At 71.2% G+C, this 18,079-nt stretch carries 14 protein-coding genes; 11 read left to right on the top strand and 3 right to left on the bottom strand.

Annotated elements, in window-relative coordinates; genetic code table 11:
• The first annotated feature begins 54 nt into the window (after nucleotides 1-54).
• Nucleotides 55-429, top strand: a complete 375-nt coding sequence (locus CGZ93_RS02850) for a DUF3040 domain-containing protein (RefSeq protein ID WP_094362646.1) — start codon at nucleotides 55-57, stop codon at nucleotides 427-429.
• Nucleotides 430-588: 159 nt separating this feature from the next.
• Here the strand turns inward: CGZ93_RS02850 and CGZ93_RS02855 are convergent, their stop codons facing one another.
• Genes CGZ93_RS02855 through CGZ93_RS02865 form a run of 3 tightly spaced genes read right to left on the bottom strand, consistent with a single transcriptional unit; the run spans nucleotide 589 to nucleotide 5,118 of the window.
• On the bottom strand, nucleotides 589-2,832 hold the full coding sequence (locus tag CGZ93_RS02855) for a transglutaminase family protein (RefSeq protein ID WP_094362647.1): 2,244 nt from the start codon (nucleotides 2,830-2,832) through the stop codon (nucleotides 589-591).
• Complete coding sequence (locus CGZ93_RS02860; RefSeq protein ID WP_141211053.1) at nucleotides 2,832-4,100, bottom strand: DUF58 domain-containing protein; 1,269 nt, start codon at nucleotides 4,098-4,100, stop codon at nucleotides 2,832-2,834. Before CGZ93_RS02860 ends, CGZ93_RS02855 begins: the two co-directional genes overlap by 1 nt.
• Before the next feature lie 19 nt (nucleotides 4,101-4,119).
• A complete protein-coding gene (locus tag CGZ93_RS02865; protein WP_094362717.1) occupies nucleotides 4,120-5,118 on the bottom strand; it encodes an AAA family ATPase in 999 nt (332 codons plus the stop codon).
• A gap of 642 nt (nucleotides 5,119-5,760) precedes the next feature.
• Between CGZ93_RS02865 and mraZ the strand changes: the two genes are divergently transcribed.
• From mraZ to murG, 10 genes are all read left to right on the top strand, one after another.
• Nucleotides 5,761-6,195, top strand: a complete 435-nt coding sequence (mraZ, locus tag CGZ93_RS02870; RefSeq protein WP_094362649.1) for a division/cell wall cluster transcriptional repressor MraZ — start codon at nucleotides 5,761-5,763, stop codon at nucleotides 6,193-6,195.
• Between the two features lie 209 nt (nucleotides 6,196-6,404).
• The gene (gene rsmH, locus CGZ93_RS02875; protein WP_229117156.1) at nucleotides 6,405-7,376 is read left to right on the top strand and encodes a 16S rRNA (cytosine(1402)-N(4))-methyltransferase RsmH; all 972 of its coding nucleotides are present in this window, start codon (nucleotides 6,405-6,407) and stop codon (nucleotides 7,374-7,376) included.
• Complete coding sequence (locus tag CGZ93_RS19705; protein WP_094362650.1) at nucleotides 7,373-8,059, top strand: hypothetical protein; 687 nt, start codon at nucleotides 7,373-7,375, stop codon at nucleotides 8,057-8,059. The genes rsmH and CGZ93_RS19705 overlap by 4 nt, the downstream gene beginning before the upstream one ends.
• A gap of 206 nt (nucleotides 8,060-8,265) precedes the next feature.
• Nucleotides 8,266-9,963 (top strand): peptidoglycan D,D-transpeptidase FtsI family protein, encoded by a 1,698-nt coding sequence (locus CGZ93_RS02885; protein WP_407643919.1) that lies wholly within the window; start codon nucleotides 8,266-8,268, stop codon nucleotides 9,961-9,963.
• 61 nt (nucleotides 9,964-10,024) lie between these two features.
• Nucleotides 10,025-11,596 (top strand): UDP-N-acetylmuramoyl-L-alanyl-D-glutamate--2,6-diaminopimelate ligase, encoded by a 1,572-nt coding sequence (locus CGZ93_RS02890; protein ID WP_229117157.1) that lies wholly within the window; start codon nucleotides 10,025-10,027, stop codon nucleotides 11,594-11,596.
• Nucleotides 11,593-13,068: a UDP-N-acetylmuramoyl-tripeptide--D-alanyl-D-alanine ligase gene (locus CGZ93_RS02895; RefSeq protein ID WP_094362653.1), complete on the top strand. Its 1,476-nt coding sequence runs from the start codon at nucleotides 11,593-11,595 to the stop codon at nucleotides 13,066-13,068. The genes CGZ93_RS02890 and CGZ93_RS02895 overlap by 4 nt, the downstream gene beginning before the upstream one ends.
• Nucleotides 13,065-14,135, top strand: a complete 1,071-nt coding sequence (gene mraY, locus CGZ93_RS02900) for a phospho-N-acetylmuramoyl-pentapeptide-transferase (RefSeq protein ID WP_094362654.1) — start codon at nucleotides 13,065-13,067, stop codon at nucleotides 14,133-14,135. The genes CGZ93_RS02895 and mraY overlap by 4 nt, the downstream gene beginning before the upstream one ends.
• The gene (gene murD / locus CGZ93_RS02905) at nucleotides 14,117-15,610 is read left to right on the top strand and encodes a UDP-N-acetylmuramoyl-L-alanine--D-glutamate ligase (protein WP_094362655.1); all 1,494 of its coding nucleotides are present in this window, start codon (nucleotides 14,117-14,119) and stop codon (nucleotides 15,608-15,610) included. The genes mraY and murD overlap by 19 nt, the downstream gene beginning before the upstream one ends.
• 15 nt (nucleotides 15,611-15,625) lie before the next feature.
• Entirely contained in the window at nucleotides 15,626-16,930 is a 1,305-nt protein-coding gene (gene ftsW / locus CGZ93_RS02910; RefSeq protein ID WP_229117159.1) for a putative lipid II flippase FtsW, read from the top strand.
• A gap of 43 nt (nucleotides 16,931-16,973) precedes the next feature.
• The gene (gene murG / locus CGZ93_RS02915) at nucleotides 16,974-18,074 is read left to right on the top strand and encodes an undecaprenyldiphospho-muramoylpentapeptide beta-N-acetylglucosaminyltransferase (RefSeq protein WP_094362657.1); all 1,101 of its coding nucleotides are present in this window, start codon (nucleotides 16,974-16,976) and stop codon (nucleotides 18,072-18,074) included.
• The last annotated feature ends 5 nt before the right edge of the window (nucleotides 18,075-18,079 follow it).

Genomic DNA, 18,079 nt, shown 5'->3' on the forward strand with positions numbered 1-18,079 from the left:
GCCCAAGCCACCTCGGCTCCGGGGTGGAACCGTTCCCCACACGGAGGTGACACGGTGGCTCTGTCGGAAGAGGAAAAGAAGCTCCTCGAGCAGATGGAGGCTGCCCTTGCGGCCGAGGACCCCAAGCTGGCCCACACGCTGCGCGGCACCCGCACCCCGCGCACGCTGCGGCGCAAACGAGCGGCCTTCGCCGGGGTGGTCTTCGTGGCCGGTTGCGTGCTGCTGGTCGCCGGGATGCGTTCGCACTGGCTGGTGTCGGTGCTCGGGTTCGTGATCATGCTGACCGCAACTGTCACCGCGGTCACCGCCTACCGCCGCAAGGAGGCGCCCGCCAGGCCGGCCGGCTCCGACAAGCAGCAGACCTTCGACTCCACCTTCATGGACAAGATGGAGGAGCGTTGGCGCCGCCGTCAGGATGACGGCCTCTGATCTCCTGACAAGAAGAAAGGCACCCGAATCGGGTGCCTTTCTTCTTGTCCGCTGCCGCCGCAGCGGGCTCAGTGTGAGCAGGTGGGGCAGTCGCAGTTGCCGCATCGGCAGTTCTGGCAGGTGTCGTTGCAGTTGGCGCACTGGCAGTGCTGGCACGCCTCAGCGCCAGCGGGTGAACAGCGACCGCGGCCACCAGTCGGCCAGCACCCGGGTGCCGCGGCCGACCCGGCTGGCCAGGCCCCGGCGTACCTGGTGGGTGATCGCCGACAGGTCGGCGTTCACGCTGTGCCGGCGGGCATAGCGGGCGCGCTCCACCATCAGCGCGAGCACGGTCATCGCCTTCGCCGAGCTCGGGTCGAGCCCGTGCGCGACCTGGTTGCCGATCACCCGCGGTGAACCGGCCGGCCAGTTCTCGCCGAGGTCGACCACCGAGTCGCGCACCTCCGCCCAGGCGGCCTCCACCTGTCGGGTCAGGTCACCGCTGCCCGACAGTCGGGTCTTCCGTCTGCGGCTGCGCAGCAGCATCGGCGTGCACGCCAGCGCGCCGACCAGGATCAGCAGCCCGAGCCCGGCGCCCAGATAGAGCCCGTTCAGGCGCAGGAACCCGGCGAAGCCGGTCGGTGCCGGCGGCGGCGCGACCTCGGGGGTCGGCTCCGGGGTCGGAGTCGGCTCCTCCGGCGGAGCAGAGCTCGGCGCCGGCTCCGGGGTGGCGCTGGCACCCGGCTGCTGGCCGGCGGTGCTGGGGCTCTGCACCGTCCACGCCGGCGCCGAGGCGATGTTCGGGGTGGGCTCGAAACGCACCCAGCCATAACCCTCGAACCACAGCTCGGGCCAGGCGTGCATGTCGCGGATCGACACCTGGTAGTTGTCGCCGATCCTCTCCCCGGGCAGGAAACCGACCGCCACCCGCGACGGGATGCCGACCACGCGGGCCATCAACGCCATCGAGGCGGCGAACTGCTCGCAGTAACCCTTCTTGTCGCGGAACAGGAAGTTCTGCAGGGCCTGATAACCCGATCCCGGTTGCGGCTCGGTGGAGTAGGTGAACCCGCCGTCGCTGCGCAGGTACTTCTGGATCGCCGCCGCCTTCAACGCCGGGGTCGGCGCGGCGTTGGTGACCTCGATGGTCTTGTTCACGATGTCGTTCGGCACGTCCTGGGGGACCGGCACCGTATACGGGGCATCCGGCGGGTTCGACACCTGAGCCCGCGACAGGCCCGGGCCGTCCGGCTCGATGTCGATGCTGCGCACCGTGTACTGCAGCCCGCGGGTGGCATCCGCGCGGTCCGCCCCGGTGGCCAGCACCACCAGCGAATCCCGGTCGTACGCCCAGTCACCGCGCGCCTCGAACGCGTCGGGGGCGAACGGCAGCGGGAGGTATTCCGAGCGGAAGTCGGAGATCTGGATCCGGGTGGTCCGGGTCTGCTGACCGGGCACCGAGCGATAACCCGGCGCCGGGGGCAGGTCGCGGCCGGTGGTCAGCTGAAGCCCCGCGTTGTGCCAGCCCGACTTGTCCAGGATCGGCAGCGACGCCATCCGCAGATAGGTGCCCTGCGGCTTGTCGGTCTGATAGCTGATCACCTGCCGGTCCTCGGGCTGGTTCAGGTTGCGGCGCAGGTCCAACGTCGGATCGGCCATCTGCAACGGACCGTCGCCCTTGGCTCGCGAGCCGCCCCACCCGGCGAACGGCACCGTCGGCGCGATGCTGCCCAGCGCGATCGACAGCACGACGGCGGGTACGCCGACCAGCACGGCCAGTTGCCAGGCCAGCGGTGCCGACCCGCGGTCGTGCTCGCTGCGGCGTACGCCTCTGGGCCAGCGTTCGGAGGTGTTGATGCCCTCGGCCAGCAGGACGCCGAGATAGCCGGCGGCGATCGCCAGGAAGGCCCACACCGGCACCTGATCGACCAGGCCCAGGGCCGGCACCAGGAACAGCGCGGCCAGCGGGGCGATCGCCCACATCGGACGGTCGATGCCCTGCACCATCACGTCGGTGAGGAACGCGATCACCCCGACCGCGGTGACGAACAGCAGGGTCACCCCGGGGTTGGGGGCCATCGGCGCGGGCTGGGTCTGGATGTGTCGCACGCCCTCGGCGTACAGGCTGGTGAAGCGGGTGAACGGGTTGCCGTCCCCGCCCAGCCCGAGCGAGACCGCGAACACGTAGCCGATCAGCACCACCGCCTCGGCGGCCAGCACCACTCCTTCACCCAGCCGCAGTCGGCGCAGCACCAGCCCGACCAGGCCCAGCGCGACCACGCCGATCGCGGCCAGTGGCAGATAGCTGCGGTCGGCGGACAGCGGCAGCAGGGTCGCCGAGGCCAGCAGCGCCGCGATGATGATCGCGATGGCGTAGCGGTCGGAGACCAGCAGTCGGAAGCCGTTCGTGGATCGGGTCGCCATCAGACGAGTTCTCCCAGCCGCTCGAGGTCCTTCCAGGCGTCGCTGACCGGAGTGGTCCGCTTCACCTCGGCGACCCGCCACATCTGGTTGCGCAGCATCTGCACGGCCTGTTCGTGGGCCTCCCGGTCCTCGCGTTCGGCGCGGTCGTTGCGGGAGACGAAGGAGTCGACGTCGATCACCACGGCCAGCCCCTGGGCGCGGTTGCGTCGGGTGCGCAGCAGCGCCTCGGCATCGATCGGGGTGAGCCGGCCGGTGATCGCCACGATCACCTGGCCCTGCTGGCCGAGCAGCGAGGACTGCAGCCCCTCCGACAGGTCTCGGGAGCGGGTCGGCTGGACGTCGGTGAAGCAGTGCAGCACGTGCTGACCGGTGGTGGTGAAGGTGCGGTCGGTGTCGCGCGGCAGCATGTTCCCCTGGGCGTCGTGCAGGTCGACCGAGAAGCCGTGGTCGACGAAGTGCATCGCGATCGACGCGGCGCACGAGACGGCGTACTCGAAGGAGGACTCGCGGCCCGGACCGCCGTGCGCCCCGGCCCGGGAGTCGAGGATCAGCGTCACGCTCGGGTCCCACGCCTGCTCCTCGCGGCGCACCATCAGCTCGCCGCGGCGAGCCGTCGAACGCCAGTGCACCCGGCGGACGTCGTCACCCTGTCGGTATTCGCGGACCAGCACGTCGTCGGAGCCGATCACCCCCAGCCGCTGCGGCCGCGACTCGCCGGTCGAACCGCCGCCGGTGACGTTGGCCATCGGGGGCAGCGGGTGGATCCGCGGGGTGACCAGCACCTCGGAGGTAGCGGTGAACTGTCGGTCGAACTTGACCAGGTTGAACGCGTCCCGGGAACGCACCAGCAGCGGGCCCACGGTGAAGCGGCCGCGCTGGTTGCCGACCAGCGGATAGCTGACGTCGCGCCGCCAGGTGCCCGCCACGTTGTTCACCCCGAACCGCGGCCGCCGGCCCAGCGCCGAGGGCACGTGCTCCTCGAACAGCAGCAGGCCCGCCGGCAGGTTGCCCTGCTTCTCCAGCCGCAGGGTGGCCTCCAGGGTGTCGCCGATCGGCATCTCGCCGTGATCGAAACCGCGCTCACAGGACAGCCGCAGCCGGGTGCGGGCGATGAACAGCAGCGAGATGGCGGGCAGCAGCACCAGCAGCAGCCCCAGCCAGAGCACGTCGTTCTGGCCGAGCAGGATGCTGGCGATGGTGACCGCCAGCCCACCGAGCAGGAACATCTTTCCCCGCGGGGTGAGCAGGCTCCAGGGATTACGTCTCAACGTCGCTCCGCTCCGCCGATCACTTGTCGGGGACGGGCACCGAGCGCAGCACGCCGTCGATGATGTCGCCGACCGTACGCCGGGCCAGCTGGGCATCGGTCGAGGGCAGCACGCGGTGGGCGAGCACTGCGCTGGCCAGGGCGGCCACGTCGTCGGGGGAGACGTAGTCCCGGCCCGCCATCGCGGCGTACGCCCGCACGGCGCGCAGCAGCTGCAGCGAGGCACGCGGGGAGGCACCGAGGCGCAGGTCGGGGAAGTTCCGGGTGGCGGTGACCACCGCGATCAGGTATTCCTTCACCGCCGGCGCGACGTAGATCTCCTTGACAGCCTGGATCAGCCCGCGCACGGTGGCTGCGTCGGTGACCGGCTGCAGGGCGTCCAGCGGGTCGCGGGAGCCGTGGTGGTCGAGCATGTCCAGCTCGGACTTGGCCGTCGGATAACCCATCTGGATCCGCGCGGTGAACCGGTCCCGCTGGGCCTCGGGGAGGGGATAGGTGCCCTCCATCTCGATCGGGTTCTGGGTGGCGACCACCATGAACGGCAGTTCCAGCTCATAGGTGGTGCCGTCGACCGACACCTGACGCTCCTCCATCGACTCCAGCAGCGCCGACTGGGTTTTCGGTGAGGCGCGGTTGATCTCGTCGCCCACCACGATGTTGGCGAACACGCCACCGGGCTTGAACTCGAAGTCACGACGCTCCTGGTTGAACACCGAGACACCGGTGATGTCGGAGGGGAGCAGGTCGGGGGTGAACTGGATCCGGCGGACCGAGCAGTCGATCGACTTGCCGATCGCCTTGGCCAGCATGGTCTTGCCGACGCCGGGCACGTCCTCCAGCAGCAGGTGGCCCTCGGCCAGCAGCACGACCAGAGCGATGTCGATCGGCTCCCGCTTGCCCTCGATCACCGACTCGATGGCCCCGCGCACCTTGCCGACGGTCTCCACGACATCGTCGACGCCGTAGCTGCGGTTGGGGCCGGCCCCCCGGCGCCCGATGACCGGGTTCGAGCCCGTCATCGGGCCGTCGCGATCCTCGTCGTAGTAGGAGCTCAACTCGTCCTCCGTCTGGTCCGTTCAGTCGTCGTCGGGGCGCGGCCCGGCCCCGTTTCATCCCGCGAGTGGATCGGGGATTGGCGCTGGCCGCACTCACCCGAGGGTTCACCTTACGCGGTCGGCCGAAAGATCACGATTCGGCAACGAGCAGGGGTGCCCGATCGGCGCCGGCAGGGGCGGCCCCGCGGACCGGCCCGCACAACTCCGGCCGCACGCCAGGGCGCCCCCGAGCGGACGCGGGTCTGCGGCCCGGTGGCCACCGAGAGACCGGAGTTGTGCGGTCGGCCCAGTCGCTCCACTTTCCTCCCCACTGTTTCCTCCCCACTGTGCTCCCCGGGCCGCCGATCAGACGCCACAGGGGCCTCAGGGGGTGACTCGAGCCACAGCAGACACGCCGGAAGGCGCGGCCAAGCTGTCGGGTCGATCACCCGAGTCCGCCCCCGCCACCGGGTGAAACCCCTTGCCAGAGCCGATTTCCGGAACCTCTGGGCACGGAACGGGGAGAAATGTGGAGGGAAACTTGCCGCAAGTGGGGCGTAGTGGAGTAGAGTGGAGCGCAGTGGAGCGAATCGGTTCGATTCGGGAGCGAGGGAGGGGGCCTCAGCGATGTTTCTGGGGACCCACCAACCGAAGCTCGACGAGAAGGGCCGCTTCTTTCTGCCGGCGAAGTTCCGTGAGGAGCTGGCCGAGGGTCTGGTGATCAGCAGGGGACAGGACCACTGCCTGACCATCTATCCCGAGGCGGCTTTCGCAGAGATCGCCCGACAGATGGCGTCCGGTCCCTCGACCGTGAAGCAGGTCCGCGACTTCCAGCGCATGCTGGCGGCCGGGGCCAGCAACGAGGTGCCGGACAAGCAGGGCCGGGTCACGATCCCGCCCCAGCTGCGCAGATATGCGGGGCTGGACAAGGAGATCGTCGTGGTCGGCGCCATCGACCGGGTGGAGATCTGGGACGCGGCGGCCTGGGAGAAGTACTCCACCGAGCAGGAATCGGTCTTTGCCGAGATGAACGACGAGGTCTTCCCCGGCCTCACCCAGTGAGTCGGGGAGCCGCACGTGTCGTGAGGCTTCGGCCCGAGAGGCGGATCGGCTGGCGCACCTTCCCCGGTGCCAGGCGATCACCACCGCGGATCTGCGTCCGCGGCTTCCCCAAGAACGCCTTTCGGGACGAAACCTGGCGACACGTTCGCCGCCCGGAGCAGCCGGGCGGTCCAGACGAAGTCCCGGGTCGAGCTGAGGGGAGGACGCAGGTGTTGCAGAACGCTCGCCACGTCCCCGTGCTGCGCGACCGGATCGTCGACCTGCTCACCCCCGCACTCACTCCCACCCCCGCCGGTCAACCGCCCGTCCTGGTCGACTGCACCCTCGGCCTGGGCGGGCACGCCGAGGCGTTCCTGAGCCGTGTCCCCGAGCTCCGCCTGATCGGCATCGACCGGGACCCGCAGGCGCTGGCGTACGCCGCCGAGCGGCTGGCCCCGTTCGCCGAGCGGACCACCTTCCTCGAGGCGGTCTATGACGAGCTGGCCGAGGTGCTGGCCGAGCACGGGACCCCGCGGGTGCAGGGGATCGTCGCCGACCTCGGGCTGTCCTCGCTGCAGATCGACCGCACCGAGCGCGGGTTCGCGTACGCGGTCGACGCGCCGCTCGACATGCGCATGGACGCCCAGCAGCCGCTCACCGCCGCGGTGGTGCTGAACACCTATCCGCAGGCCGAGCTGACCCGGATCCTGCGCGGCTACGGCGAGGAGAAGTTCGCCGACCGGATCGCCCGTGCCATCGTCGCCGCCCGCGAGGGCGCCCCGTTCGACACCTCGGCCCGACTGGTCGAGACGATCGTCGCGGCGATGCCGGCCGCGGTACGCCACGGCGGTGGCGGCCATCCCGCCAAGCGCACCTTCCAGGCCCTGCGGATCGAGGTGAACCGGGAGCTGAACGCGCTGGAGGTGATGTTGCCGGCGGCCGTCTCCGCGCTGGCGGTGGACGGACGGCTCGCGGTGCTGGCGTACCACTCGCTGGAGGACCGGGCGGTGAAGCAGGTGCTGCGCACCGGCAGCGAGTCCCGGGCCCCGCGCGGCCTGCCCGTGGTGCCCGCCGGTCTGGGACCGGAACTCGAACTGCTCACCCGGGGGGCAGAGAAGCCGTCCGCCGCCGAGATCGCCGACAACCCGCGCGCCGCCTCGGCCAGGCTGCGCGCCGCCCGCAGGATCGAGGAGGCCCGATGAGCGCCCAGACCACCGTCACCGCGCCCCAGCCGGAGCGGCGGTCCAGACGGCCCCGCCTGGAGGTGGTGGCGCCACCGCAACGGCGGCTGTCCACGATCCCGTTCGTCGTCGTGCTGGCGGCGGTGCTGGGGGCCGGCATGATCGGGCTGCTGCTGTTGAACACCAGCCTGCAGAACCAGGCGTTCGAGGCCAGCCAGCTGCGCCGCCAGGCCGCCGAACTGCACTATGCCGAGGTGGAGCTCGACCAGCGGGTGATCGACGCGTCCTCGGCCCGGGAGCTGACCCGCAAGGCGTCCGAGCAGGGGATGCGACCCAACTTCTTCATCGGTTTCGTGCTGCTGCCCGAAGGTCGGATCGTCGGTGATCCGAAGGCGGCCGACCAGCGGTACCTGCCCAGCGCGGTCACCCGGACCGAGGAGGAGCAGGCGCAGCTGCGGGCCGAGAAGGCCGTGGCCGACGGGCAGAAGCGGGTCGCCGAGGAGCGCAAGAAGTTGGAGGCGAACCAACAGCGGTTGCGCGACGAGCAGGCCAAGCAGAAGGCCGCGGCCGAGAAGGCGGCCGCCGAGCAGGCGGCCCGCGACGCCGCTGCCCGCCCCCCGGCCCCGAACCCCGCCCAGCCGAACCCGGCCCAGAACAATCAGGCCCGACCGAACCAGCCGCAGCCGACCCAGGGGAGCCGATGATGGCCGACCAGCCACGCCGCCGTCCGCGGACCAGCGCCAGCACCGGCCGAGCGGCCCAGCAGGCTGGGGCCCGCCGGCGGCCCGCCCAGCGGCGCCCGTCCCAGCGCCGGCCCGCCACCGGCCGCCGCCCCGCTGCGGCGTACCGCCCACCCCTGCGGATCCCGCTCGGCCGCGGCGACCTGCGGATCCGGGTCGCGCTGATCGTGATGGCCATCGTGGTCTCGGTCTGCGCCGGCCGGTTGCTGCAGCTGCAGGCGTTCGACTCCAAGGCGTACGCCGCGAAGGCGGCCGAGCAGATGACCCGCACCGTTGCCGTCCCGGCCAGCCGGGGCACCATCACCGACCGCAACGGGGCCGTCCTGGCCGACACCGCCGCGGCCGTGCTGGTCACCGCCGACCCGACCCTGATCAACGACCCCAGGAAGAACCGGGTCGAGGAGGTGGCCGACCTGCTGGTCCGCCACGTGGGCGGAACCCGCGAGGACTACCGCGCGGCGCTGACGAAGCCGGACACCAGATATTCGGTCGTCGCCCGCAAGGTGCCCGCCGCGGCGTACCACCGTCTGGCGCAGGACCTCAGTGCGGCCAGGATCTATGGCGTCTTCCGCGAGTCCGACCCGATCCGGACCTACCCGGAGAAGTCCTCGGCCGCCGCCGTCGTCGGCTTCGTCGGCGCCGACTCCAAGGGGCAGGGCGGCATCGAATACTCGATGAACCGCGAGTTGTCCGGGACCGCGGGCAAGGAGATGTACGAGGCCTCCCCGAGCGGCTACCGGATCCCGCTGGGCGCGAACATGATCAGCCCGGCCAGCAACGGCAACAACTACCAGCTCACCCTGGACACCGAGCTGCAGATGATCGCCGAGCGCAAGCTGGCCCAGGCGGTGGAGGAGGCGAAGGCCAAGTCCGGCACGGCGATCACCATCAACATCAAGACCGGCGAGGTGCTGGCGATGGCCAATGTGCCGACCTTCGACGCCAACAACGCCGCCTCGGCGCGCAGCGAGGACCTGTTCAACCGGGCCGTCACCCAGGCCTACGAGCCGGGCTCGGTGCAGAAGGTGCTCACCCTTTCGGCACTGATGGACGCCGGGCTGATCGCCCCCGACACCCGGCTGGTGGTGCCGCCCAGCCTGAAGTCCGGCGACGGCGTGATCAAGGACGTCTGGGCCCACGGGTACGCCAACGTCACCGCCCGCGGGGTGCTCGCCTATTCCTCCAACATCGGCACCATCATGATGACCCGGAAGATGGACACCCCGGCCTATCGTGAGGCGCTCAGCCGGTTCGGCCTCGGCCAGCCGACCGGGATCGAACTGCCCGGCGAGGCCACCGGCTTCCTGCCCCCGGCGGACATGCCCAGCTACACCCGCGATCAGATCGCCTTCGGTCAGGGCCTGTCGGTGACCGCCATCCAGAACGCCGCGGCGATCGCCGGCATCCTCAACGGAGGGGTGTACAACCCGCCGACCATCATCAAGTCGGCCACCGACGCCGACGGTCACCCGATCGCGGTGCCGCGCAAGGAGTCCCGCCGCATCGTGTCCGAGCAGACCTCGAAGTCGATGTCGTCGATGATGGAGTCGGTGGTCGGGCCGGGCGGTTTCGCCCAGGACATGAACTTCCCGGAGTATCGCCTCGGCGCCAAGACCGGCACCTCCGAGGTGTACAATCCGCAGCTCGGCAGATATGACGGCTATGTGTCCTCGTTCGTCAACATGGCCCCGGCCGAGGACCCGCAGCTGCTCACCTATGTGGTGGTGGACCAGCCGAAGGCCGGACACACCGGCGGCGCGATCGCCGGTCCGGTGGCCTACGACGTGATGCGGGTGGCGCTGCCGCGCTATGGCGTGCTGCCCTCGACCGGCAAGCGCCCCACCGAATCGGAGCTCACGTGGCGCTGACCCGACGGGGCCGCGGTGTCGGTTGCGACGATCCACAGCCGGGTTCGGTAGGTTCGTTCCGGTGAGCGTCCCGAGTCAGGCGCGGGCCCTGCTGCGGCCCGCGCCGTCCCCTGTGCCGCTGGCCCGGCTGCTGCCGGGCGATCCCGACGTCCCCGCGGACCTGCGGATCGGCGGGCTCACCCTCGATTCCCGGATCGTGGCACCGGGTGACCTCTATCTGGCGCTGTCCGGGGCCCGTGCCCACGGCGCCGACTTCGCCGCCGACGCGGTCCGCGCCGGCGCGGTGGCCGTGCTGACCGACGCCGAGGGTGCCCGGCGGGCCGAGGTGCCCGCCGGGGTGCCGGTGCTGGTGGTCGACGACCCGCGGGCGCTGATGGGCGGCCTGGCCGCCGGGGTGTACGGCCACCCGGCCGAGGCGCTGCGCTGTTTCGCGGTCACCGGTACCAACGGCAAGACCACCACCAGCTATCTGCTCGCCGCGGCGCTGCGCGAGCTCGGCCTCAGCGTCGGCACCATCGGCACCATCGGTTTCCGGGTCGACGACGAGCCCCTGGTCGGGCCCCGGACCACGGTCACCACCCCCGAGTCGGTCGACCTGCACGGGCTGCTCGGGTTGATGAAGGAGCGCGGTGCCGCGGCGGTGGCGATGGAGGCCTCCTCGCACGCGCTCGCCCTGGGGCGTACCGACGGGGTGCGGTTCGACGTCGCCGGGTTCACCAACCTGGGCCGGGACCACCTCGACTTCCACCAGACGATGGAGAACTACTTCGAGGCCAAGGCGAGCCTGTTCACTCCTGGACGCTGTCGGGCGGCGGTGGTCGTCGTCGACGACGAGTGGGGGGTACGCCTGGCCGCCCGCATCGCGGAGGGTGGCGAGGTGCCGCTGCGCACCGTCAGCTGGGCCACCGAGCAACTGGCGGGCCGGCCGGCCGCCGACTATCGGGTGACCTCGGTCGAACAGGGGCGGATCCGGGTCGCCACACCCCGCGGCGAGTGGTCCTTCGACTCGGCCCTGCCGGGTGACTTCAACGTCCGCAACGCCGTGCTGGCGCTGGCGATGCTGGAGGCCGCCGGCCTGGACGCCCGCGCCGCGGCCGCGGCGTTCGCGACGCTGTCGGTGCCCGGCCGGATGCAGCCGGTGGCGCTCGGTCCCGGGGCACCGGAGGCATACGTCGACTTCGCCCACACCCCGCAGGCGATCCAGGCCGCGCTCACCGCCTTCGCCACCGCCCGGCGGGCCGGACGCCGTGTCGTCGCCGTGCTCGGCTGTGGCGGCGATCGCGACGCCAGCAAGCGCCGGCCGATGGGGGCGGCCGCCGCCCGCGGGGCGGACCTGGTGGTCATCACCGACGACAACCCGCGCACCGAGGACCCGGCCGCCATTCGCGCCGAGGCGCTGGCCGGCGCCCGCGAGGCCGCCGCGGCCGAGGTGGTCGACGGGGGAGACCGACGCTCCGCGATCCGGCAGGCGCTGCGGCTGGCCGGACCTGACGGCATCGTGGTCGTCCTCGGCAAGGGACACGAGCAGGGTCAGGAGGTCGCCGGGGTGCTCACCCCGTTCGACGACGCGACGGTCCTGGCCGCGCAGTGGCGTGACCTCAGCGCCGCCGTCGCCGGGGAGGGAGACCGATGAAGCCGGTGAGCCTGACCGAACTGGCCGCCGCCACCGGGGGCCGGCTGGCGGCCGCCGACGACGGACGCCGCGTCGGTCCCGAGGTGCAGCTCGACTCCCGGCGGATCACCCCGGGCGCACTCTTCGTGGCCTTCGCCGGGGAGCACGTCGACGGACACGACTACATCGCCGCCGCCGCCGAGGCCGGCGCCGCGGCGTACCTGTGCCAGCGTGTGCCCGACGGGCTCACCGAGCAGCAGCGCGCCGGGTGCGTGCTGGTGGACGATCCGGCCGACGCGCTTGGCCGGCTGGCCCGGCACCTGGTCGACGGGTTGCCGGGGCTGACGGTGGTCGGGATCACCGGCTCCCAGGGCAAGACCTCCACCAAGGACCTACTGGCCCAGCTGCTCGCCGCCGAGGCCGCCACCGTCGCCCCGCAGGGCTCGTTCAACAACGAGATCGGGGTCCCGCTGACCGCCACCCAGGTCGACGGATCCACCCGCTTCCTGGTCAGTGAGATGGGCGCGCGCGGGGTCGGGCACATCCGCTACCTGTGCGGGCTCACCCCGCCCAGCGTGGGTGTGGTGCTCAACGTGGGCCAGGCCCACGTGGGGGAGTTCGGCAGCCGGGAGGCGATCGCCCAGGCCAAGGGAGAGCTGGTCGAGTCGCTGCCGCCGGAGGGTTGGGCGGTGCTGAACGGGACCGATCATCGGGTGGCGGCGATGGCTCGGCGGACCCGCGCCCGGATCGCGCTCTTCTCGGTGGGGGCCCGGGCCGTGGAGCCGGCCGACCTGCTCGTCTGGGCGGAGGCCCCGGAGGCCGACGACCTCGACCGCTATTCGTTCACCCTGGTCGTGGAGCGCCCCGAGCAACCCGGTGCGCCCGAGCGGCACCCGGTGCGGCTGCGGCTGGTCGGCCGGCACCAGGTCGCCAACGCCGCGGCCGCGGCGGCCGCCGCCCTGGTCTGCGGGTTGACCGGGGACCAGGTCGCCCACGCGTTGTCGGCGGCCGAGACGCGGTCCCGGTGGCGGATGGAGGTGACCGAGCGGTCCGATCAGGTCGTGGTGGTGAACGACGCCTACAACGCCAACCCGGACTCGATGATGGCCGCCATCGAATCGCTGGCCGCCGTCGTCCGGCGCCGCCGCCAGCGGCCCGGTTTTGAGGGGGCCGAGGGCTGGGCGGTGCTCGGCGACATGTTCGAGCTCGGGGAGACCGCCGACGACGAGCACCGGGCGGTGGGCCGGGCGGTCGGACAGCTCCGGCTGGCACACCTGGTCGCGGTCGGTGACCACGCCGAGGTGATGAGCGAGGGTGCCCGCGTGGCGGGTTGTCCAGATGCGGTGGTTGCGGTGGAGACTGAAGAGGCCATCAAACGGGTACAGCCGAGAGCCGGGGACGTGGTGCTGGTCAAGGCATCCCGGGCCATGGGGCTGGAGCGGGTCGCGGAGGCGCTGCTCGCGGCCGATTCGACGACGGGAGAGTGCGCGTGAAGACGATCCTGCTGGCGGCCACCGCCGCCATGGTCTTCACCCTGCTCGGCACACGGGTGGCGATCGGCATCCTGGTCAAGCACGGCTACGGCCAGTTCATCCGCGACGACGGTCCGACCGGGCACCACACCAAACGCGGTACGCCCACCATGGGCGGGATCGTGATCATCATCGCCGTGGTGGCGGCGTACATCCTGGCCCATCTGATCACCTGGCGTGCCCCGTCGATGTCGGCGATCCTGGTCCTCTACCTCTTCGTCGGGACCGGGCTGGTCGGCTTCCTCGACGACTGGACCAAGATCTCCAAACAGCGATCGTTGGGGCTGAACGCCAAGGCGAAGCTGATCGGGCAGGCCGTGGTCGCGGGCTCCTTCGGGTTGCTCGCCTTCCAGTTCCCCAACGAGCGCGGCGTCACCCCGGCCAGCCCGGCCATCTCCTTCCTGCGCGACATCCCGATGCTCACCCTGGCGCTGCCGCTGGCGGTGATCTGGATCATGCTGCTGATCGCCGGCGCCTCCAACGCGGTGAACCTGACCGATGGGCTCGACGGCCTGGCCACCGGGGCGTCCACGATGGTCTTCGGGGCGTACACCCTGGTCAACATCTGGCAGTACAACCAGTACTGCGGTTCGCTGTCGACGGTGAACGCCCGCTGCTATGAGGTCCGCGACCCGCACGACCTGGCCGTGGTGGCCGTCGCCCTGGCCGCGGCCTGCTTCGGTTTCCTGTGGTGGAACGCCAAGCCGGCCAAGATCTTCATGGGCGACTCCGGGTCGCTGTCGTTGGGTGGTGCGCTGGCCGGGCTGGCGATCATGACCCGCACCGAGCTGCTGCTGGCGATCCTGTGCGGGCTGTTCGTCATCATCACCCTGTCCGTGATCCTGCAGGTCGGCTATTTCAAGGCGACCAAGGGCAAGCGGCTGTTCAAGATGGCGCCGCTGCAGCACCACTTCGAACTGATGGGCTGGGGTGAGTCGACGATCGTGGTCCGGTTCTGGATCGTCTGCGGCATCTTCGTCACCCTCGGCCTGGGCATCTTCTACACCGAGTGGGTGGCCGGGCTGTGAGCGCGGCCCGACCCACCCTGTTCGGCGACGCGGTGAGCGGCCGCGCGGTGCTGGTGGTCGGCCTCGGCCGCTCCGGGATGGCCGCGGCCGACGGGCTGCTGGAGTGCGACGCGCGCGTGGTCGTGGTCGACGACGCCGACACCGAGGCCAACCGGGAGAAGGCGCAGATCCTGCGCACCCTGGGGGCGGAGGTACGCCTGGGGCCCGGCTCCACCGCCGAGCTGCCGGCCGGCACCGAGCTGGTGATCACCTCACCGGGCCTGCGGCCGGCCACCCCGATCCTGGCCGCGGCGGCCGCGGCCGGGGTGCCGATCTGGTCGGAGGTCGAGTTGGCCTGGCAGCTGTCCGCCGCGCCCCTGCCGGCGCCCGAGCGTACGCCCTGGCTGGGCGTCACTGGGACCAACGGCAAGACCACCACGGTGCAGATGCTCGCCTCGATGCTGACCGCCGCCGGCAACCGCGTCGCCCTGGTCGGCAACGTCGGCCGCCCGGTGATGGAGGCGGTGCTGGACACCGACACCCGCTACGACGTCTATGTCGTCGAGCTGTCCAGCTTCCAGCTGCACTCCAGCCACAGCCTGCAGCTGCACTCGGCGGCGGTGCTCAACCTGGCCCCCGACCACCTCGAGTGGCACGCCTCGCTGGAGGAGTACGCCCGCGACAAGGCCTCCATCTTCGAGCGGGTCACCCACTCCTGCGTCTACAACGTGCAGGATCCGGCGACCGAGCAGATGGTGGAGCAGGCCGACGTGACCGAGGGGGCACGGGCGATCGGGTTCACCCTCGGCGCGCCCGGGATGTCCATGCTCGGCGTGGTCGACGACCTGCTGGTGGACCGGGCGTTCATCGAGCAGCGCAAGACCTCCGCCCTGGAGCTGGCCCGCCTCGACGACGTCCAGCCGAACGCCCCGCACAACATCGCCAACGCCCTGGCCGCCGCCGCGCTGGCCCGCAGCTACGGCGTACCCGCGACCGCGGTCCGCGACGGACTCAACTCCCTGCGCCTGGACGGGCACCGGATCGAGACCGTCGCCACCGCCGACGGGGTGACCTGGGTCGATGACTCCAAGGCCACCAACCCGCACGCGGCCGCCACCTCGATGCAGGCGTTCGACCCGATCGTCTGGATCGCCGGCGGCCAGGCCAAGGGCACCTCCTTCGACGAGCTGGTGCCCGCGGTGGCCGAGCGGTTGCGCGGCGCGGTGCTGCTCGGGGTCGACCGTGAGCAGATCCGCGAGGCGTTGCACCGACACGCCCCCGATGTCCCGGTGATCGTGGTCGACAACGCCGAGACTGAGGCAATGGTGGAGGCGGTCGCCGCAGCCGCGGAGCTGGCCCGGCCGGGGGACACGGTGCTGCTGGCGCCGGGGTGCGCCAGCCTGGACATGTTCAGCTCCTACGGGGCCCGGGGTGACGCCTTCGCCGACGCGGTGCGGCAGCGGCTCGACGCGGCCGCCGCAGACGGGAACGAATAGCACTAGGAGGTGCAGGTGGCGGTCCTTCCTTCCCCGGGATCCCAAGCCTGGCGACGCGGGCGCAGTGCCCGAGGAAGCGCCGTCGACCCCGGACGCGGTGTCGGTTCGGCGTCCAACTCCTTCGGGGACATGATCCGTTCGCTGTTGAACACCCCGCTGGCCAGCTTCTATCTCGTCCTCGTCTCGGCCGGTCTGCTGATCGCGCTGGGGATGATGATGGTGCTGTCGGCCTCCAGCGTGTACGCCTATGTGAACACCGACGACTCCTACTATTTCGTCAAGCGGCAGATGATGTTCTGCGGGCTCGGCCTGGTCTTCGCGGTCGTCCTGGCGCGCAGCAGCGTACGCCGGTTGCGGTCGTTGTCCTGGGTCGGGCTGTTCCTGGCGGTCGGGCTGCTGGTGCTCACCTATCTGCCCGGCCTGCACGCCAACGTCAACGGCAACCAGAACTGGCTGAGCATCGGCGGACAGCGCATCGGCCAGCCCTCGGAGTTCGCCAAGATCGCGATGATCCTGTGGGGGGCCGACATCCTGGCCCGCAAGGAACGCCTGCTCGATCAGCCCAAGCACCTGCTGGTGCCGTTCCTGCCGGTGTCGCTGCTGCTGATCCTGCTGGTCGTCTTCCAGGGCGACATGGGCACCGCGATGATCATGATCGGCATCCTGGCCGGGATCCTGTGGGCGGTCGGTACGCCGCTGCGGATCCTGGTCGCCATGGCCGGGCTGGCGGCGGCGGCGACCGCGGTGATGACGATCAGCCGGCCGTCGCGGCTGCGGCGGCTGATGGCCTTCCTGAACCCCACCCACGACGTCCAGGGCACCAACATGCAGGCCACCGTCGGCGTCTTCGCGCTGGCCACCGGCGGCTGGTGGGGGGTCGGGTTGGGCGCCTCCCGGCAGAAGTGGGGCTCGCTGCCGGAGGCGCACACCGACTACATCTTCGCGGTGATCGGTGAGGAGCTCGGGCTGTTCGGGGCGTTGGCGGTGCTGGCGCTGCTGCTGGTGCTCGGCTATGCCGGCATCCGGATCGCGCTGCGCAGTGACGAGCTGTTCACCCGGCTGCTCGCCACCGGGATCACCACCTGGTTCATGTTCCAGTCACTGGTCAACCTGGCCGTGGTGCTGCGCATGCTGCCGGTGCTCGGCGTACCGCTGCCGATGCTGTCCTATGGCGGGTCGGCGCTGACCGCGAACATCATGGCGCTCGGCCTGCTGATCGCCTGCGCCCGCAACGAACCGCAGGCCCGTGAGCTGTTGGCCACCCGGAGGCGACGTCCGCAGCCCCGGATGACTACGGTGGTCGGTAGCCGGCGGGGCTGACCCGCCCGCAGTCCACACAGCACCGAGCAGAAGGTAGGACCAGATGGTCAACGTCGTCCTTGCCGGCGGTGGTACCGCCGGGCACACGTCCCCGCTGATCGCGACCGCGGAGGCCTTGGCGGGTCTCGACCCCGACGGTCAGCGTTCCGCGATCGGTACGCCGAAGGGCCTGGAGGCGCGCGTGATCCCGGCCGCGGGGCTGGACCTGGACATGATCTCGCCCGTCCCGCTGCCCCGGAAGCCGTCGGTCGACCTGTTGCTGGTCGGCCCGCGGATGGCCAAGGCGGTCGGCGAGGCCAAGCGGGTGCTGCAGCGCCGCCGGGCCGACGTGCTGGTCGGCTTCGGCGGTTATGTGTCGACCCCGGCCTATCTGGCCGCCAAGCAGCTCAAGGTGCCGATCGTGGTGCACGAGCAGAACTCGGTGGCCGGGCTGGCCAACAAGGTGGCCGCCCGGTTGACCGACGAGCTCTACACCGCCTATCCGGAGACCGGGCTCAAGGGCGCCTCGTTCATCGGGCTGCCGTTGCGCCGTGAGATCACCGGCCTCGATCGGGCGGCCGAGCACGAGGAGGCGTGCCGGCGTTTCGACCTCGATCCGCAGCGTCCGGTGCTGCTGGTCAGCGGGGGATCGCAGGGCGCGAAGTCGATCAACGACGCCGTCCGCGAGGCCTTCGGTCGGCTGCTCGAGCAGCGGATCCAGGTGCTGCACGTGCTGGGCCGCAAGAACTTCAGCGAGGAGATGATGTCGGTCACCGACGAGGAGACCGGCACCGTCTATCGCCCGATCGCCTATGTCGAGAAGATGGAGCAGGCGTACGCCGCGGCCGACCTGATGCTGGGCCGCGCCGGCGCCGGCACCGTCGCCGAGGTGGCCGTGGTCGGCCTGCCCAGCATCCTGGTCCCGCTGCCGCACGGCAACGGGGAGCAGGCCCGCAACGCCGAGACCCTGGTCGAGGCCGGCGGCGCGCGGCTGCTGGCCGACTCGGGGCTGAGCGCGACCTGGCTGACCGCCGAGGTGCCGCGCCTGATCAACGACACCGAGGAGCTGGAGCGGATGTCGCGCGCCGGTCGTGACCTGATGCCGGCCAACGCCGCCGATGTGCTGGCCAGCCGAATCCTGGCCGTCGCCGGCAGCAGAAAGTGAGTAGC

It is taken from the genome of Enemella dayhoffiae, from assembly GCF_002250625.1.
GTDB classification, from domain to species: Bacteria; Actinomycetota; Actinomycetes; order Propionibacteriales; family Propionibacteriaceae; genus Enemella; species Enemella dayhoffiae.